At 45.1% G+C, this 19,841-nt stretch carries 11 protein-coding genes; 3 read left to right on the top strand and 8 right to left on the bottom strand.

Annotation, left to right across the window (positions count from 1 at the left end; genetic code table 11):
• Positions 1-124 precede the first annotated feature (124 nt).
• From aspS to QUB51_RS17720, 6 genes are all read right to left on the bottom strand, one after another.
• Positions 125-1,918 carry an aspartate--tRNA ligase gene (gene aspS, locus QUB51_RS17745; protein WP_333212608.1) on the bottom strand — a complete coding sequence of 598 codons (1,794 nt, stop codon included), beginning with the start codon at positions 1,916-1,918 and terminating at the stop codon, positions 125-127.
• A 154-nt stretch (positions 1,919-2,072) separates the two neighbouring features.
• Positions 2,073-2,660 carry a hypothetical protein gene (locus QUB51_RS17740; protein ID WP_333056960.1) on the bottom strand — a complete coding sequence of 196 codons (588 nt, stop codon included), beginning with the start codon at positions 2,658-2,660 and terminating at the stop codon, positions 2,073-2,075.
• Positions 2,661-3,173: 513 nt separating this feature from the next.
• On the bottom strand, positions 3,174-3,803 hold the full coding sequence (locus tag QUB51_RS17735) for a macro domain-containing protein (protein ID WP_333056959.1): 630 nt from the start codon (positions 3,801-3,803) through the stop codon (positions 3,174-3,176).
• Between the two features lie 349 nt (positions 3,804-4,152).
• Complete coding sequence (locus QUB51_RS17730; RefSeq protein WP_333262522.1) at positions 4,153-5,127, bottom strand: diguanylate cyclase; 975 nt, start codon at positions 5,125-5,127, stop codon at positions 4,153-4,155.
• Positions 5,128-5,137: 10 nt separating this feature from the next.
• Positions 5,138-8,233 (bottom strand): response regulator, encoded by a 3,096-nt coding sequence (locus QUB51_RS17725; RefSeq protein ID WP_333262525.1) that lies wholly within the window; start codon positions 8,231-8,233, stop codon positions 5,138-5,140.
• A 252-nt stretch (positions 8,234-8,485) separates the two neighbouring features.
• A complete protein-coding gene (locus QUB51_RS17720; protein ID WP_333211539.1) occupies positions 8,486-13,975 on the bottom strand; it encodes a PAS domain S-box protein in 5,490 nt (1,829 codons plus the stop codon).
• 674 nt (positions 13,976-14,649) lie between these two features.
• On the opposite strand from QUB51_RS17720, the gene QUB51_RS17715 reads away from it, so the two are divergent.
• The 3 genes from QUB51_RS17715 (at position 14,650) to QUB51_RS17705 (ending at position 17,845) form a co-directional block, all read left to right on the top strand.
• Positions 14,650-15,015 carry a hypothetical protein gene (locus QUB51_RS17715; protein WP_333262529.1) on the top strand — a complete coding sequence of 122 codons (366 nt, stop codon included), beginning with the start codon at positions 14,650-14,652 and terminating at the stop codon, positions 15,013-15,015.
• 262 nt (positions 15,016-15,277) lie between these two features.
• Entirely contained in the window at positions 15,278-16,675 is a 1,398-nt protein-coding gene (gene mgtE, locus QUB51_RS17710; protein WP_333211535.1) for a magnesium transporter, read from the top strand.
• Between the two features lie 246 nt (positions 16,676-16,921).
• Positions 16,922-17,845, top strand: a complete 924-nt coding sequence (locus tag QUB51_RS17705; RefSeq protein ID WP_333262532.1) for a hypothetical protein — start codon at positions 16,922-16,924, stop codon at positions 17,843-17,845.
• Between the two features lie 181 nt (positions 17,846-18,026).
• Here QUB51_RS17705 and QUB51_RS17700 read toward each other — a convergent pair whose 3' ends face one another.
• Positions 18,027-18,545, bottom strand: coding sequence for a hypothetical protein (locus QUB51_RS17700; protein ID WP_333056950.1), 519 nt, complete (start codon positions 18,543-18,545; stop codon positions 18,027-18,029).
• A gap of 20 nt (positions 18,546-18,565) precedes the next feature.
• The gene (locus tag QUB51_RS17695; RefSeq protein WP_333041971.1) at positions 18,566-19,648 is read right to left on the bottom strand and encodes a ParM/StbA family protein; all 1,083 of its coding nucleotides are present in this window, start codon (positions 19,646-19,648) and stop codon (positions 18,566-18,568) included.
• Between the last annotated feature and the right edge of the window lie 193 nt (positions 19,649-19,841).

Here is a 19,841-nt window from a genome sequence, read left to right as displayed (position 1 = left end):
AAGTTTTGACTCAATGACAGTCCTGGACGCAGAATCGTGTCTGTCATGCTGAACAAAACGCAGTCTAGTGAAGCTTCGCTTCTCTCAGCATGACACATCGGCTTTGCCTAAGTCCCGATCGCCCTTATGACTTCGGCGTATAAGTCGATCGCACTTGCAACTCCTTCAACTGCTTCTCATCAACCCCAGCCGGCGCATTCGTCAGCAAACAACCCGCCTGCTGCGTCTTCGGAAACGCAATCACATCCCGAATCGATTCCTCACCAGCCAACAGCATCACCAACCGATCCAAACCGTAAGCAATGCCTCCGTGGGGCGGAGTTCCATACTCAAACGCATCCAACAAAAAGCCAAACTTATTGTAAGCTTCCTCAGTCGATAAGCCGATCGCCTCAAACACCTTTTCCTGAACTTCCCGCTGATAAATCCGCAGGGAACCGCCGCCGATTTCTGTACCGTTTAACACCAAATCGTAAGCTTGAGCTCTCGCAGTTTTCAAATCATTAATATCGTCAGGATGCGGCGCAGTAAACGGGTGATGCAATGCTTCCAAACGCTTCTCATCAGCGTTCCATTCAAACATCGGGAAATCTGTCACCCACAGCAGATTCATCTTATCTTTGTCAATCAATCCCAATTCGTTACCCACGAACAAACGCAATCTATCCAAAGTCTTATTGACAGTTGTCACATCAGCCGCAGCAAATAACAACAAATGACCTGGTTGCGCGCCCGTGCGATCGAGCAATTGCTGTTTTTGTGCTTCCGTCAAATTATCCTTAATTGCGCCGATCGTATCAATTTCGCCATTATCCCGCACCCGGATGTAAGCCAATCCCTTCGCACCCGCTTCGCTGGCTTCCTTAAACAAATCGCCTTTCGGGCCCGGTTTAATCCGCACGTTAGAAATCGCATCATTCCCGCCCGGAATCGGCAAAACTTTCACAATTCCGCCCGCAGCAACCGCCCCGGAAAATACCTTAAATCCCGAATCTTTCATCAAATCGGAAACATCGACTAATTCCATACCGAAGCGAGTATCCGGTTTATCGCTACCGTAGCGATCCATTGCTTCAGCGTAAGTCAAGCGCGGGAAAGGACGAGGCAATTCTACCCCTTTGACACTTTGGAAAATATGGCAGACTAAACCTTCGTTTAATTCGATAACTTCTTCTAAAGACATGAAACTCATTTCCATGTCTAATTGTGTGAATTCCGGCTGTCTGTCGGCGCGCAAATCTTCATCGCGGAAACAGCGGGCAATTTGATAATATCTGTCCAAACCCGAAACCATTAACAATTGTTTGAACAACTGCGGCGACTGCGGCAAAGCGTACCATTCGCCCAAATTGACGCGGCTGGGCACTAAATAATCTCTCGCACCTTCAGGAGTCGATCGCGTTAAAATTGGTGTTTCAACTTCAATAAAACCTCCCACATCTTCCAGGTGGCGGCGCATCGCTTTGACTACTTGGTGGCGAAGCTGCAAATTGCTACTCATGCGAGCGCGCCGCAAGTCCAAATAGCGATATTTCAGACGCAAATCTTCCCGCACGCTTTCGGTATCCGCCGTCGCCACCTGAAAGGGTAACTGTTTGCGAACCGCATTCAACAACTCAATTTCGTCAGCATAAATTTCCACCTCACCCGTAGGCAATTTCGGGTTGAGGGAATCTTCGGGGCGGCTGCTGACTCTACCCGTAATTTTAAGCACGTATTCGCTGCGTAAAGCCTCAGCCCCGTGATAGGAATCGGGGGTGCGTTCAGGATCGCTAACAATTTGCACAATACCCGATCGATCGCGCACATCCAGAAAAATCACCCCGCCATGATCGCGGCGGCGATCCACCCAGCCGTAAAGGGTGACAGTCTCTCCGATGTGTTCGCTTCGCAGTTCGCCGCAGTAGTAACTTCTCATGGTTGGGGGTTATGGACTAAAAATAATGCTTTTTGATTATAGCGCTTAGTGTCAAAACCTTTTATGAACAGCCAAGATGCCTGTTCCACAAGAAAATTCAATCTTTGTGGAACAGGCATCTTGCCTGTTCTTTAAAATGGTCTCATATCTGAGTTTAATCCTTCTTGTCAAAAAACACCGTCAGCGAGTTCCATGCAGACTTAGCCGCATCCGTCAAGCGAGTGCCGATCGACTCAATTTGCTTCACAATAAGGTGCCAATTCTTTTCAGCTTCCGTGTGAATGTGGTCAACAGCTTGTTCGATGCGATCGCGTTCGATCAATTTATTTTGTTCCACCGCTTCTCGCGCTTGTCGCACTGCTTTCAAATAAGCTTCGCGACTGACAACACCTGCATCTTGCACCTGCGCTTGCGCCCGCGTTTTAATCGCATCTACCACCAGCCAATTTTTCTCAGTTTCTTGTTTAATCAGCTTGACTGCTTCTGTGAATCTCTCGTGGGCGAGATCCTTATTTTCTTCGATCGCCCCGGAGGCCTTATTCACAGCTTTTAAATAAGCTTCGCGGGTGAGTTCGCCCGCTGCTTGCACTTCGGCGGTGGCGCGTTTTTTAATTGCTTCAAACAGCGCCGCAGTTTCTGCGATCGCCTCATCAGTCGCGTCGGGCATCTCTTTTTTGACGAGCTCCGTCGTTTCGAGAGTTGCCTCTAAAACTGGTTCCTCAGTTACTTTTGGATCTGTCATATCAATCTTCTCCTTTGGTAGCAAACATTTTGCACAAAACTAACAGTCCCCGGACGCAGACTTTGTATGTGTAGCGCCCGATTGAATTGTGGTTTTTTATACAGACTTTGTACGTTTAGCGCCAGAAGTAATTCTGGCATTTAATAAGAACTAGGCAATTCTTGTTCCAGCTCGCTCAACTTTTGTATCCGCGCTTACCTAGTTGGAATGACCTCAGTTCTATTACATTATATCTACCAAAGTTTCTCTTGTCTGTAGGATACCGCCAACTTGCAGGTACGGTTTAGCGCACTTAGGATCGCGAATTAAATAACTTACAATTTTAATTGTTATTGTGGGATGGCCTCTTATAGCCCGTCCACTCATGACGGGCTATAAGAGCCCATCCCACTTTCAAGAGTGGAAGTTATTTAATTCTCATTCCTTAAATTTATGATAAGTCTCTCTACCTAAAACAACACACACCAATCAACTTGGTTTCTCAACCCAATAAAACGGGCAAATTTTATAATTTCAATTTGCCAACTGCAAATCTTCGCGATCGTCGGTATATAACAAATGGTGACATCTTTGAGCGTGCAGTAAAGATTGAGGAAATTCGTACTGAGATAAGAGGATATCTTCCAGCGCAACTTTCATTTGATTGGCACAGATATGTGGTGGCATTTTGCCCATTCCCGTACCCATGCCGGGAATAGCGATAGTTTCAATTATATGTTTGACAGGAGTTCCATCTGCGACTGAGCCAAATTTTACGAGAGTCAAAATAGCGCGGGTTGCTAGATAAACATTTACTGTTTCTCTTAAAACTGTGGGAACGCGCATAATTGGGGCAGCTATTAAATAGGGAATTTCTGCATGATCCGTGTCTACAATTTCTGCCATGCCTACTAAGAGTTCGCCGTGATGTCGAGATTGAATTATTTTTTGCAAGCGTTCAAGAACCTGCCCTCCAAAATATTCCGAAATTTCTAACTCTAAGCCGTCGTCCATGAAACCAAAACTATTCCCCGGACTAACAATAGCATCGCATTTCACATCAAATATTGAACCGTGATGTATCTTTACATTTTCCATACTGCCGCAAGTGCTTTCCCAGGCTCTAACTAAACTATCGTCTAAGGCAGCCAGCACAATTTGCATAAATACTCTCTCTTAATTTTAATGGCGAACAGCCAGAACGATCGCCAATTTAATCCTACAATACTTTACATAAGTCCGCTGAATCTAAAATTCATCTCAATTTCAACTAGCAAATGTTCAATAGCTACGAAATTTTTTGCTCGCACACACCCTTAACCTAATACAGAGAGAGCTTTTAACGCGGTTGTCACCCTCTCAGTTTTAGGTGTGATGAGCTGTACTGCATCGTGTTTTCTGGCCCAGGGGCTAAAGTCTGCAAGCTGTTTCCCGATCTTGTTTTCAGTTTACTCTTTCTCGGTTGAACTCACGTTTAATAAATACTGCTTATGACGCTCCGATATCGGTGTTCTCAAAAGAAAGGTTGAGGATTGAAACAGCGTTTGGTGCGTTTATGCTCGTACATCAGTTTATCAGCCTTTGCCAGCAATTGTTCTAATAAAACTTCATTATTTAAATCCCCAAACTGCACACCAAGACTTATTGATATATAAGCTCGCTCTGACTGTTGATTAAAGCGATCTATATTGTCTTGCAGCCGAGCATGAAAATTAGTAGATGAATCACCAGAAAAGTTAGGAATAAATAAAGCAAATTCATCTCCTCCCAGTCGAGCAACAATATCCGCCTCACGAAAGGTTTGTTTCAATATTTGAGCTGCGTCCACGATTACTCGGTCTCCCATTTCGTGTCCTAAAGTGTCGTTAATTTTTTTCAAACCATCTAAGTCAGCGAACAAAATAAAATAAGATGTTTGCGTGCGCCTCGCAATTTTTAGTTGTTGCTCTGCTAGTAAAAAAAAGCCCCGTCGGTTATATAATCCCGTTAATTCATCGGTCACGGATAGCTGTCTTACTTCTGCTTCTGCCCTCAGACGTTCTTGGATTTCATGTTCTAAACGTTGATTTTGTTCTAGCAGTTGTTGGCGTTGCTGTTGGATGAGTAATTGATTTTTTACTCGCATCAGCACTTCCTGTTCTTGAAAGGGTTTGGTAATATAGTCTACGCCACCGAGTTCAAAGGCTCGTACCTTGTTTTCTAGTCGTTCGAGGGCACTGATAAAAATAACCGGTATCTGAGCACTCGCTTCCGATGCTTTTAACTTTTGGCAGACTTCGTACCCATTCATCTCCGGCATATTGATGTCAAGTAAAATTAGACTCGGTGGGTCGCGATGAACACCTTGGAGTGCCATTCTGCCGTTGAGGGCTTTACGGACAATATAGCCCTGTGACTCTAGAATTTTGGCTAACAAGCGTAGATTGTCTGGGGTATCATCCACGATGAGAATATTCATTTGGGCTACAAGTTTGAATAAAGCTGTCATGTTCTTCTTCCTAAATCTGGGTGAGAGTTGCGATCGCTTCAAGCTGAAAGTTATCTACCAGAGATGTCATCGCCGCGATGAAATCTTGTTTCTCCTTGGGAATTTGAGCGATAAGTTCATAAAGCTTATTATCACTAAGATCGAGTGCTGCTTCATGAACTTCTGCAATCCACTTGGGGGGCATGGTTTTCAAGTCTGGAGTCAATATCTTTGGTGGCGAAGCTGATGAGTCTGACTGAACTTTTTCGGCGTAGCAGTAGCGGACGCCCAAGTGATGAGCTATCTTGTCGAAAAGTGTGTCTTCAGTAAACGGCTTGGCAATGTAGTCATCGCAACCGACTTCCAGGCTGGCGGTGCGATCATCCTCAAAAGCATAGGCAGTGAGGGCAATTATGCGTGTAATTTGTCTTCTGTCCTGTGACATTTGCCCTGAGTTATCTGCTGATGACTCATGACTCATGACTAATGACTGTTGTGCTCGAATCTGTCTCGTCGCTTCATAACCATCCATGACAGGCATTTGAATGTCCATCAAAATCAAGTCAGGGTGCCATGTTTGCCAACGATCGATCGCCTCTACCCCATTTTCCACCGCACACACATCAAACCCAACTGACTCCAGCAGCGTCACCAGCAGTTGCCGATTTTCTAGAACATCTTCTACTACTAGAATTCGGTAGATAGGTTGCCCAGGTTCGATCCCGATAATCCGATCGCTAATTTCAGGTTCATCTAAATCAACCGACTCTGGTAGTTCCAAAACGACTTGGCAGGTAAAAGTCGAGCCTCGATTCAGGGTGCTTCGCACGGTGATATCCCCTCCCATCAGACGCGCAAACTCACGACTGATAGACAGTCCTAAACCTGTTCCTCGATCGTGGCAACCGCGATTGGTTTGCATGAAAGCCTCAAAAATTGATTCTAAATCTGAGGGAGAAATGCCAGGCCCGGTATCCTCAACTTCGAGACACAAGGTAATAGTTGGTTTAATATCGGGTGGATTAGTGGCGCGATCGCAATTTGTACCGGATGGCATATCATCTAATGAAAAAGCTCGTCCACGTAGGGCTATGCTTCCTGTTGTTGTAAATTTGAGCGCGTTCCCCAGCAGATTAATCAAGATTTGGCGAAGTTTTGCTTGATCGCCACACACATAACGGGGGACAGTAGCATCCCACTCGCTGCTCAGATGTAACCCTTTCTCAGGCGCTTTGATGGTAAACATCTCGTTAATAGAACCTAGCAGTCGATGCAGATTAAAACAGCTTTTACTCAGTACCAATTGCCCTGCTTCAATCCTAGACATTTGCAAAACATCGTCGATCAATGTCAGCAAGTGTTCTCCACTACGGGTAATGATCCCTAAATGCTCTTGAAATTCTTCTGGGATATAGGGGCTGCGGTTCATAAGCTGGGTAAATCCCAGAATCGCGTTGAGTGGCGTTCTGAGCTCGTGGCTCATGTTGGCAAGGAACTGGCTTTTGGCACGGTTGGCTATAGCGGCCCTTTCAGCAGCGTGTTCTAGGGCTGCTTGCGAAAATTCTAACACCGCCAGCATGAGGATATGTCTCATTTCGGCAGCAGCTTCTAACTCTGCAATCTGCCACGGATAAGACATCTGGCGCACTGTCTCTTGCCACCGTTCAAAGGATCTGCGGGGACACAGGTGCATTTTTCCAATTTCGTCGATCGACACAGCATCCTGTGGATTACCTGCCCAGTTTATGGTTTGAATTTGTTCGGGTCGGAACCAAAGGATATGATATGACTTTTGTTTGGCATAGCATAGGAAGATTGAGATTGCTAAAACACCGCTAGCTCGCTCTTTGAATTGCTTGGCTTGGGGATACAACTGAGACAAAGAAGCTGTTGCAAACACTCGTTCTTTGTTCTGTTGCAGCAACCACTGCACGAGTTCGTCTACCTCAGCTTCCGATGGTGTTTCACCCACCAATGTCAGACGACCATCGAGCAGAATTGCAGCTCCCTGAGCATGAACTAAATCTAGCAATTGAGAAGCATTTTCGGTCAATACCTGTTCGATAAAATTAGAATCCCGCCGGAATGCCTGCTGAAGTTTATCCTGAATAGTTTTCGCCTGCGATCGGTAAACGTTCAATTCTCGCTCTTGCTGATGCACCAGTTCGATCGAGGCAAATTGTCCTAAAAATTCACAGCTTTTGCGAGTTTCGTAATCTACCAATCGCGGGCTGTAATGGTGACAGGCAATTAATCCCCAGAGACGCCGATCGTCAATTAACGAAATCGTCAGTGTCCCAGCCACTCCCATATTCTGCAAATATTCAATGTGGTAGGGAGATACTCCCCTTAACACACAAGCACTTAGATCCTGGGGTGTATTGGTTAGGGGATGGTTGGTGGGAATTAGGTGGGCCGGGGTGTAATTGATATTGGGAATTTGGCGCACCCAATTGCTGTAAAACAATTTGCGGGCGGGTACGGGAATATCGATCGCCGGGTAATGCAATCCCAAGTAGCTTTCTAGATAGCTTTCTTTCTCTTCAGCAATCACCACCCCATGCTCATCGGCTTCAAACCGATAAATCATAACGCGATCGAACCCTGTCATGGCTTTTACTTCTCTAGCAATGGTTTGAGCTAAATCAGAAAGACCGAGCGCAGTGCGAAAGTTGAGGATAACTGTTTGCAGACGCTGATAAAAATCCATTGCATGATTATTTTCAATAGTCAATTGGGGCTCTAGTTCCAGAATCAACTCATCGGGTCGCTGATGCACTGTGCTTCTAAAACTTTGAATTTTTCCGTCTTTTAGAGGTATTTTCAGATTAAAACTATTATGAATCTTGAGCTTTTCTTGATTGAGATACCTGACCATTTCTTGTACTTGCTCGTGACCAAATAGCCATGGCAATGGCTGACCTAGCAATTCTGCGACAGCAATGCCAAAAAACACTTCTACATTGTCACTTACTTGTAAAATATTGAGCGTTTTTTCTTGCAACAATAAAAGTATTCCGTGGGGCTGAATATGACCGGGAGCATATACTGATTCTTCACTGCAGTCCTCTAAATTTGTTAAATCTAAAGGAGTAATTTCCGAAATCTTTGGTACTTTATGAGGCATTTTAGAGCAGTAGTTATCAATAAAAATCAAGGATGTTTTTTGGAAAACTTTACCAACAATCAAATTGAATTATTGTTGGCTGTGCCTAATTTCCTAAGCTGTTCGGCATTTAAAGGACTTGCGTAAGGTGCGTCAGCATCTAAGGTTTTCCGTTTCAGCGTAAGGGTTCGCGAATGACGCACCCTACTAGCCTCGTTACTGGTTAAATGCTCCACAGCTTAGTCCTAATCAAACGTTTAACTGCACAACAGCTTATAAATCCAATGGAGGAATTCCACTTGGGAAATTACCTTGAATTAGATTAAGGATTTTCTCAAATTGATACTGGTGGGCGAGTTCCGTCAGATGAGTACCGAATTGAGCCAGGTCTGATGAAAGTTCAGCTACCAGTTCAACGATCGCAAAATCATCCCCACATAAAGCAGCATCTTCCAGCTCAACCACCCATTCTTTTGGTAATGTCGCCAGAAGCATTGGATCGAAGGAATCTGAAACGGAAGAGGCAACAGAACAGAGGTTAGAAGGAAAACAATCTGTTCCCCGTTCCCCCTTTTCTGTTTCCTCTTCCTCATATACATACTCTAACCCCAGGTATTCGGCCATCTTGAGAAATAGGGTCTGTTCCCGGAAGGGCTTGCTGATGTAGTCGTTGCAGCCAGCAGCCAAGGCTAGGGCGCGATCGCTCTGGGAAGCTTGGGCCGTAAGTGCAATAATGATACTGTTCTGTCCGTCTTCCATTGCCCGAATTTGCTTCGTAGCCTCGTATCCATCTAACACGGGCATCCGAATGTCCATCCAGGTTAGGTCGGGTTGCCATTGTTGCCAAATCTGCACAGCTTGCTGTCCGTTGGTAGCTTCTTTTACCTCTAATCCTAATTGTGTCAGTAATCTGACCATTAGCAAGCGATTTTCTGCTTGATCGTCAACCACCAAAATGCGACGATCCCGTTCACTGGGAGCCAGCCCAATCACGAGGCGATTATTCTCTTCCGGTGTAACATTAACTCCACTGATGGGGCTGACGGGAAGGGTAAAGGTGAAGGTACTCCCCTCTCCCAGAGTGCTGCTGACAGAAATTTTTCCGCCCATGAGTTCCAACAATTTGCGGCTAATGGTGAGACCTAGACCAGTACCGGCGATCGATCGCTTCCCAGCTTGGGCTTGCACAAACGCATCGAAGATAGTATCGAGTTCGACCGATGCAATCCCTACACCTGTGTCAGCGACTACACACTGGAGAATCTGCCGAGTTGTGGTTAATGCCCCTGTACCGTCCGCCTCAATGCTGACTTGCAAAGTAATGCTTCCCCTCTCGGTAAATTTGATGGCATTACTCAGCAAATTGAGCAAAACCTGGCGCAGTTTTTGAGCATCGACAATCATAAATTGGGGAACTTCTGGCGCAATCTCGAAACAAAAGTCAAGTCCTTTAGAACTTGCTCGTTCCGCCAACATATTTCGGAGGGAATGCAGCAGCGCAATTAAGTCCAATCCGCTTTGTTCAACTGTGCAGTGTCCCGATTCAATTTTCGAGAGATCCAGCACATCGTTAATCAAACTCAAGAGGTGATCCCCACTCCGTCGAATTGTTTGCAGGTCTTGTTTTTGGTTGGGAGTTAAAGAGATGTCATGGGTCATTACCTGAGCAAATCCTAGAATTACGTTGAGAGGAGTGCGTAATTCGTGGCTCATATTGGCTAGGAAGGTACTTTTTGCCAAATTCGCTGCTTCTGCTGCTTCCATGGCGTGCAGCAGTGCCAGTTCTTTTTGTTTGCGATCGCTGATATCTTTATGCGTTCCAATCATCCGTAAAGGCTTACCCTCTTCATCGTAGGCAACGATTTTCCCGTAGTTAGCGATCCACTTCCACTCACCTGACTTGCAACGCACACGATAGTCAAAGGCATATTTGAGAGAGCTATCTTGCAAGTTACTATTGAGAGTCTCAAAAACCCAGCATTTATCATCAGGGTGAATCATCTGTTCCCAGACTTTCACATCCATCACCAACTCACCGGGCTTGTAGCCCAGCATCTCCTGGTAGTAGGAATTAATGTAAACTTCTCCAGTTGCAATTTTCCAATCCCATAATCCATCTCCCGAAGCTTCTAGTGCCAGCATTAAGCGTTCTTCACTCAGTTGTAAAGCGGTTTCCGCTTGATGTTGTCGTGTCACATCGATCGCCACACCACCTACTAGCATTTGCCCAGGTAAGTCGGGGATGAGAAATTTGTAAACCAAAAACTCACCCAGAGTCCCATCTCGACGGGACGCCATCTCAATCGTTTCAATTAGCTCGTTGGTTTCAACAACCGTTTGGATATTGTCTAGATATTGTTGGGCGAAGGCGGCAGGGTAAAGTTCAAAAATGGATTTTCCAATCACATCCTCACTGGGTAACTCCAAGGTATTGAGATAAGTCTGGCTGGCATAGAGCATTACACCATTTTCATCGGTAATCCAGGCAAGGGCAGGGCTGTGATTCATGAAGGCTTGGAAGCGAGTTTCACTCTCTCGGAGTGCCTGTTCTGCTTGTTGGCGTTCCGCTTCGTTGCGTTTGCGATCGCTAATATCCCGGCAGATACAGAAGTTCATCATCTCATCTTGTAATTCCACCCGGTTCCAGCTAATTTCCACGTCATATACAGAACCATCCGGGCGGCGATGTCGCGTTTCAAACAGCGGAATAACCTCCTCTCTCTGGAGCATAAGTTGTAGTTCTTCCTTCGTCCATTCAGCATCCCAATCAAACACACTCAGATTCAGGGTTTCTTCTAGGGTGTAGCCCAGCATTTGAGCAAAACTGGGACTAGCTTCGACAACTTTTCCGACCCAATCCATGACAACAACACCGTCCATTGAAGTGTTGAAGAAGGCTTTACTCCGCAGGAGTTCCTGTTCTAGTGCAAGTTCGGCTTTTTTGCGATCGCTAATATCTTTCATGAAGCAGTAATGCCCCAAAAATTGATGCTGTTCGTCGTAAGTTGAAATCATCACCAATTGCTTATAAAAAACCGAACCGTCTTTACGAACCCCTCTGGTTTCTACTTCAACTCTGCCCTCTTGCACCATCAGCTCATAGGCTGCAACGAGTTTTTTCAACTCATCGGGATCTACGGTTTTTTCCCAGGACATCCCGATCATTTCTTCTGGCTGATAGCCTGTCACGTCAGAATATGCTTTATTGACATAGATGTAACGCCCTTGTACATCCAGTTTGGAAATGCCGGACAGCGCATTTTTCATCACCTCACTCAGTTCTCTAAGCTCTGCTTCTGCGTGTTTGCGATCGGTGATATCTTCTGAAAAACAAAGTAGGTACTGGGGCTGATGCTGCTCGTCGTAAATGGGAATCTTCACCGTATGCAGCCAACGTTTTCCGAGACTATGACTGTCAATGATTTCTTCAGCAATATCCTCACTCTTACCTTTCTCAAAGGCTTCTCTATCCTTCTGGTCAAAAAAGATAGCCTGTTCTGTTGGGAAAAAATCATAGCCACTTTTGCCGATCGCTTGTTCCGCTGAAATGCCAAATAACCGTTCGCTGGTTTTATTCCAAAACTGAAATACCCCAAATCGTTTAGGCTGTGCGTCCTTAACAAAAATTGCGATCGGTAAATTATCCAGCAGTGCTTGTAAGAAATTGCGCGTTTTTTGGATTTCCAGTTCTACTTTTTTGCGCTGGCTAATATCAATAAACGTAACTACAACTCGTTGGATTTGACCAGTTTGATTTAACTCAGGGTAGGCATTAACTAATACCCAAATACAACAATCACTTCTTTTTTTAATTCCTAAAACATAATTTTTGATGGAATTTCCAGTGGATAAAACCTGATTCACGGGATATTGTTCTAGGGGGATAACGCTGCCATCTTCCCGCACCAACTGCAATGCCGACTCGCTCACTGTTTTTCCCAGCATTTGGTCAATTGAAAACCCTAGTAATTCAGCGGCTGTTTCATTACATAATTGGAGGCAGGTATCTGTCCCATGAATCACAAAACCCGCATTTAAGTTATCGATCAATTGCCGATATCTGGCTTCGCTTACCTGTAAAGCAACTTCAGCTTGCTTGCGCTCCGTAATGTCGGTGTGAGAGCCAGCCATCCGAATTACGTTACCTGCATCATCCCAAAGTGCTTGACCACGATCCAAAATCCATTTGTAGGAACCATCTTTGCAGCGAATGCGATGTTCTGTGATATAGAAAGGAGTTTTCTTGGCAAAATGATCTTGAACGGCTTGCATCACCCATCCCAAATCATCGGGATGTACCAGATTAGCCCATTCGTCTAGAATGTTTTGGATTTCATGGTCTTCATAGCCCAGCATTTCCTTCCAACGACTAGAAAAGAAGACCTCGTTGGTTTGAACATTCCAATCCCAAATGCCGTCATTATTCCCGCGTACAGAAAGTTCCCAGCGTTCTTCACTTTCACGTAGTGCTGCTTCTGCTTGTTTGCGATCGGCAATATTCCTGCCAATCTTTGAGGCTCCAATTATATTCCCTGCTTGGTCTTTAATGGGGGAGACACTCATCGAGACATCGATTAATGTTCCATCTTTCCTCCGCCTCTTGGTATCGTAGTGTTTGATGCGTTCTCCTCGCTGGATTTTGGCGAGAATTTCGTTTTCCTCCTCTCGATATTCTTCGGGAATCAGCTTTCTCCCTGATTGCCCTACTATTTCGGCCGCTGTATAACCAAAAATTGTTTCGGCTCCTACATTCCAACTTGTAACTACACCCTCTAAATCTTTACTAAGAATGGCATCTTCCGAAGATTCAACGATCGCAGCTAGTCGGGCGATCGCAATTTCTGCCTGTTCTCGCTGGTGAATTTCCCATTGCAACTGGCGATTAGCTTTTTTGAATTTATCGACTTTGCCATAACTAATTTGTGCGAGATACACGACCCACATCAGGATCAAAACTAAAACTAAACCACCAATTAATACAACTCTTGGCCAATAAAATTTGACATTATTTAGTAGATATGAAGTTGGAAAAACCTCTATCCTCCAGTCTACACCATAGGCTTTCACTACAACTGTTTTATCCTCGGGTTTTTGAGGCAAATACTTTTGACCGTAGATCAAATTTGGGCCATCATATATAGCCACATTGTACCCAGATGACACTTTTAAAATACTCTCAAATAGAGTTTTAAATTGAAAAACTCCGACAATAAACCCATCAAACCGTTCACCTACAAACAAAGGAAAACTTGCTAAAAATCCTTTACCCCCTTGAACAAGTGAAATATTGCCACTTAAGATAGGTTGACGCAAATCACGAGCTACTTGCAAAGTAATTTTCCGACGTAGTTCCCCATTCAAATCTAGGTTTTGCGCTGCCTCATTCCCTGCCAGTGGTGCAACCCATCGCACTTTAAATGATGGATCGACTAATGCGATCGCCTGATAACCGTAAAAATCCTTTACATAAGCCTCAGCATCGGCTTCCCAAAGAGCCTTTGGTGTACCGCCATTGGCTTGCCAGCGACTCGCCATTTGCCGAAGCGTCAACACTCGAATGGATAATCCTTCGGTTAGTTGTGACTGAATCGCATTGGCTTCCTGCTGAATTAACTGCTCAATGTGAATTTGTGCATTGATGGTTAGCTGTTGCCACGTAAATAAAACAGCAAAAGAAGCCACCACACCAAGCAAAAGAGGTAGCAATCGTTTAATTGGTGTTTGGTCTAAACTTATAATGACTTTGCGTCGATGTATCACCATAAATTAAGCGATAGATGAATAGAGCGGTTTTCGATTGATTGGGCTATAATTGGGTAATTTACTGAGGCAAGAGAGCTAAGTATTGAGCCGGAAAACCCGTTAGTTATAAGGCAATATCTAAACTTTATACCCCCTCAAATGAGCTATTAGATTCCACCGGTAAAGAATGTTGTTCCTTAATCCCTAGCCCTTTAACTAGATTTATAGAGGGCGATGAGCAACATCTGTTCAGATTGTAAATAGGTGTTGTTTGCCAACATTGGCGACAAAACCAGTAGATTTGATGCTGGCGAACGTGACGGAGCATTTGATTCGAGCAGCAGGGGCACTGTGTCATAAAGACCTCTTTTTTAACTAAAGGCTATTTCACTGTTGTTGCAAAATGCTGTAAGCTCGCTTGAAGCAACGATAACAAGACCCTATACAAAAAAAATAAAGATTTGGTAAAGAATATAAAAGGGTTAAGGAAAAGATACAAGTTTAAACATTCCGTAATAAAATTAAGACCGCAGAGAATTTTTATCCCACCATACGCACCTTGTAATATCACATCTGTTGTGTGATAATTATATACTATTCAGATGCAGCTTTTGAGACTCATTCCTACATCAAAGAATTTTCCTGTTCCCTGTTCCTTGATTTGATATGAGAGTCTAAATCCTAGCCCTACACCTTTGTATGAAGGTATCGCGGGCCGACAGTCTGGTGTAAAAGATGCGGTATCAGGAACAATCGATGCCTTGGCTAGCGACGGAATGCTGTTAGTAGGAGAAGCGCTGAGACAGGGTTTAACTCCAAGCCAATATTCTGTGAGACCGGAGCAGCCTTTAACCTGCATTTCTTACGGCATGATATTGCCAGCAAGTGACACTGAATGGCAAGAAACAGTCAATAATTATATTCGCAATCAAAGTTCGACAAACCTGTTGGAAAAAGTGCTGGGGCGCAATTCTCCTTTCCTACCGATGAGTGTTGCCGCTCAAGATAAATGTATTGGAACCCAAATCGGGCAAGATGCTGGGCGCGCACCAGAAGAATAGGGGTCAATCGATTTTAGATTTTAGATTTTAGATTTTAGATTTTAGAGGCGACCCCACGGATCAATGCGGGGGCAATAAGTGATTTTCGATTTTCGATTTGGGATTGATTCCACGGATAAATCACGTGGCGGGTACCACATGAAGAAATTCGTGGTCAGGTGCGGATCTTGTCAGGGCAAGTCCGATCGCTGTAACCAGTGGCGTCAATAGGCTCTAAACTGGATTCAGGAAGGCGCGCAGCACAGGTTTAGGAGGGTCATCAGTGACAGAAAAAAGTTATCAATCGTCTTCTCTACCAACCTACGCGCGAAAAGAACTGCGGGAATTAGTTCGATCGCAGTTAAGGGCCCTGTTGGAAGAAGGAGACTTTAAAGGAGCAAAAGCGATTTTGCACCCGGTGCAGGAAGCAGACATAGCTGAAGCTATCGAAGGCCTGCCAGAAACCATGCAAGTAATAGCTTTCCGCTTGCTTTCCAAAGACGAAGCAATCGCAGTCTACGAATATCTCGACTCCAGCGTTCAGCAGTCCCTCTGCGAAAAATTCAAACGCCAAGAAGTCATTGACATTGTAGACAAAATGTCCCCGGACGATCGAGCTAAACTGTTTGACGAACTGCCGGCAATATTAGTCCGTCGCCTGTTGGGTGAATTGAGCCCAACGGAACGGGAAGCTACGGCTCAACTTTTGGGTTACGAAGCCAGTACCGCCGGTCGGATCATGACCCCGGAATACATTTCTCTCAAAGAAAGCTTTACCGTCGCCCAAGCTTTAGACCGAATTCGCTCTTTGGCTAAAACTACCGAAACAATTTATTCTCTTTACGTCACTGACGCCGGACGCAGCTTGACAGGTATTTTATCCCTGCGGGATTTAGTCACTTCGCCCCTCGACAAAACCGTCGGCGAAATTATGACCCGCGACGTAGTTTCTGTTCAAACAGGAACGGATCAAGAAGAAGTAGCTAGGCTGATCCAGCGTTACGATTTTTTAGCTGTGCCCGTTGTAGACCGCGAACAGCGTTTGGTCGGCATCATTACAGTTGACGATGCGATCGACATTTTAGAACAAGAAGCAGCCAAAGATATTTATACCTTGGGCGGCGTCCAGTCCGGCGGCGACAATTATTTTCAGACCGATTTAATCACTGTTGCCCGGAAAAGGGTCGTGTGGCTGTTTGTTCTGCTTTTAACTAATACTGTCACCGGCGCAATTATTAGAGCTCAAGAAGATATTTTGAACCAAGTAGTCGCCTTAGCAGCTTTTATTCCCCTGCTGACTGGCACTGGAGGCAATGTCGGAGCTCAGTCCTCAACAGTTGTAATTCGCGGTTTGAACACTGATGAAATTACAGCAATGGGGCCGTTTCAAGTAATTGTTCGCGAGGGGATGGCGGGAGCGCTGCTAGGAGCTATATTGGGGACTGTAGCGACGGGCTGGGCTTATACTTTGCAAGGGAGTTTAGCAGTGGCACTCGCGGTGGGAGTGAGTTTGTTTGCGATCGCAATTTTAGCTTCTCTTGCCGGTTCAGCTCTGCCGTTTCTATTTCGTTCTTTGGGTTTAGACCCGGCTTTAATGTCTGCTCCTTTTATTACCACCGCAGTTGATGTCCTCGGGGTCTTGATTTATTTCACTTTAGCTCGACAAATTTTGCAGCTTTAATATATTTAATTACATGGCTGTGAATAAAAAACTTAATCTGTTTTTCACCACTGCTAAATTCGGGGTTTACGTGCGATTACATACCGGATATCTGCCGTCGCGCGTACTTTATTTTTATCCGCATACTTGCACCAGTTGAAAAAAAGAATGCAACTATAGGCCCGTGCTCCAAACTCCGAGCTTCCTCAGTCATTCCCAATCTAAAATCTACAATCTAAAATCTAAAATCTAAAATGGTATTAGCCTATGTCATCATCCAATTCACCAACGAAAATCCAAAATCCCACGTCCAGCAATTTGTTAGAAACTGCTGAAGTGGTTTTTATTGCTGCCTCTGCTGTGGGATTGGCTGCTAGTTTGGTTTGGGAACAGAGCGTTTATGCTCAAGGCGCGATCGTGATTGCGTTGGTGTTGAATTTTGTGAACCGACAGAAGCTGCACAAGCAAGTTAAAGCAAGTACGGCGGCCACGTTCGATCGCGTAAATCAACAAGCAGCTACTACCGATCGCGCGATCGAGCAATTGCAACTTGCTGTAAATGCTTTAGACGAAGCTCTTTCTCAAACATCTCGCGAAAATCTCAATGTTGGGCCTGGAGAAAACGTACACTCTCTAATTTCAGCAATTGAGAACCTGCGCCAGCGACTAATAATTTTAGAAAAAACTATTAAAATGATTCAAAGCGAGATCGAACTCACCAGCCGCCAATTCAAACAGCGACCGGAATTGCAACAAGTCGAAACTTTGACCACAATAATTCTGGACTTGCAGCAGTTTATCAACGAACTGCCACAGTGGGGCAATTTGCAGCAGCGGCAGCTAACAGAACTTCAGCAAAAAGTAGACAATGCTTTAGCGGAACTCTCAGAAGAAATTGCTGTGATTCCCAACCGCGTGCAAGAGGCGCTAGCCCATCGCGGTGGGGAAATTAACCCACAGTTGGGTTCTGGTTTGAATGGCGAGCAAAAGAATGGTTATCGACCTAAAACCCAGAATGAGAAAATTCGCCAGAAATATCCCAGAGCTTATGTCAAGTGGAGTCAGGATGAAGACGAAAATTTGAAGAAAGAATATGCTAGCGGTCAACAAATTGACGAATTAGCTCAGAGATTTCAGCGACAGCCTAGTGCCATTCGTTCGCGCTTACAAAAATTAGGATTAATCGAATAATGGGAATGGTATAGACAAAAATGAGTAAATCTAAAATCTAAAATCTAAAATCGGCAATAACAAAACGATCGCCCTTTTTTTTCAAAAGAGCGATCGCTTTGTTTCTGTATTCAGTACCGGCTGCTAACAGCGGGCCACTAACATTACATCTCAAGGCTTTTTAGCCTGGGTCTACCTCATTTTAGAAATCTTGGGGTAACAAAGAACTTAAACGCTCCAACAAAGGATCGGAATTCCGAGGAGGAGCAACTTCAGCATCAGGCACTACATTATCATCCGCCACAGAGTCAGACTCAATCGGGCCAGGCTCTACTACTTTTGAAACTGGGGCAAAAGAAACTTGAGCAAACTTACTGTTAACACTCCCCTGCAACTGATCCAACTGCGCGCTGAGTTGACTCAGTTGATGTTCCAGTCCCTCCAAACGGCTTAATTCCTCTGCCGAAACATTGTGCTCAAACTCAGCAAATTTCACCACAAGTTCAGCAATACGCTGTTCCAACCGCTGAAAGTTCTGTGTAGAGCTAGCAGACTCAGATACAGACAAAAACTGCCACAAAGCTTGCTTGCAGAGATTGCTGAAAGTCTGATACTTCGTGAAAGCCAACTCTTTTTCAATAGCGGCCAGCAAAGTTTGATCCGCAGCATCTTCCGTAAACGCCACCGAGAAATTCGCCTTATTTTTTGCCCACAGTGCCATAGGGTTCAAGCCTTAATGCGTTACTTTATCGTGGCTAGCTGAGCCTCAGCATAAATAAACTGTCCCAAAGCATTAGCTTTCCGGGAAGGCTGAGCCAAGTGAGCCTTAAGATTGGCGTCTTTAAGCAAAGGTTGCAAAACCTCCCAGAAAAACTCGCCGCCACCGCCAGTCAGAACCACATCCGTCACACGTTCCGGCAGCCACTGCACCAAACGTTCGGACAGTTCGTTAGCGAAAGCCTCCCGCAAGTCCTTAATAATCGGATCTAAATTAGTCGGCTTAGTCGCTCCTCTGGGACGGTAGAAACGCTGGCCTTCGGGTTTATTCACCGCTTCCAGTAAAGACAGAGATTGAGGGTCTGCCCCCGGAATCTTTGAGGCAACTTGTTCGTAGAACTTGTTCATTGCGAAGGAATCGCTCTTTGAAGCCGCCCGGGCGAAACGGAAACGATCGACCATTAACAAATCGGTAGTTTGGTGTCCGATATCAACCACAGCCACCGACAGTTCCGGCAACTCCGGCGTAAACTCCTTGTTATCTTGAGCCTCGCACCAAATCAGGCTGCCGAACCCTTCCGGCATCACCCAAACGTGACTGATGTTAATATCCACCCGCTCGCCCCGGTACACCACAACGTGGGGAGAGCGCAGTTGGCTGATAATCTCTTCCTTTTCCTTCTCAAACTGATCCTGCGAATAAAACGGCAAACCCAGCACAACTGCTATTTCGCCTTTCATCTGGAAATATCCAGCACAGGAAAAGACCTTAACCAAAGCATCTACTACTTTCGATTGGTCAGCGCCACCGAGATTAGCGCCAAAATCTGCTGCCAATTGACCGATCGCGTAGCCCTTGCCCTGGTACTCCAGCCACATATCCAACAGAGGGTCTGTTGCTTTGGACTCAAAGCTGCCGCCCCGCACCTTTTCTACGGGCATAGTAGCCACGTTGGCAGGGATGAAAACAACGCTACTCGGGTTGCGACTCACGCAAGCTTTAGTTGCCGTCCGACCCAAATCAGCACTAATAATCGATTTGTTAGAAGCGACTTTAGTCTGCTGGGTCAGCATAGCCGAATTAGGAACAAGCTGTCTAGTTGTCATTGAAATGTGTTACCTCACTGAGCCTCACCATTATCATGCCTTATCCCTTGACACTGCCACGCTTAAAGACAGTGGGTTTTGCGGCGATTCTTCTAACTCTACCTAGATCGGTATCGAAATCAGCACCAAACATTATATTCGGGACGATCGCCCTTAATAGATTTTAGATTTTAGATTTTAGATTTTAGATTTT

The sequence above is a fragment of the Microcoleus sp. AT8-A3 genome, assembly GCF_036705675.1.
GTDB lineage: Bacteria > Cyanobacteriota > Cyanobacteriia > Cyanobacteriales > Microcoleaceae > Microcoleus.
The sequence above is the reverse complement of the archived record's forward strand: the minus strand, read 5'-3'. Positions and strand labels throughout refer to the sequence as shown.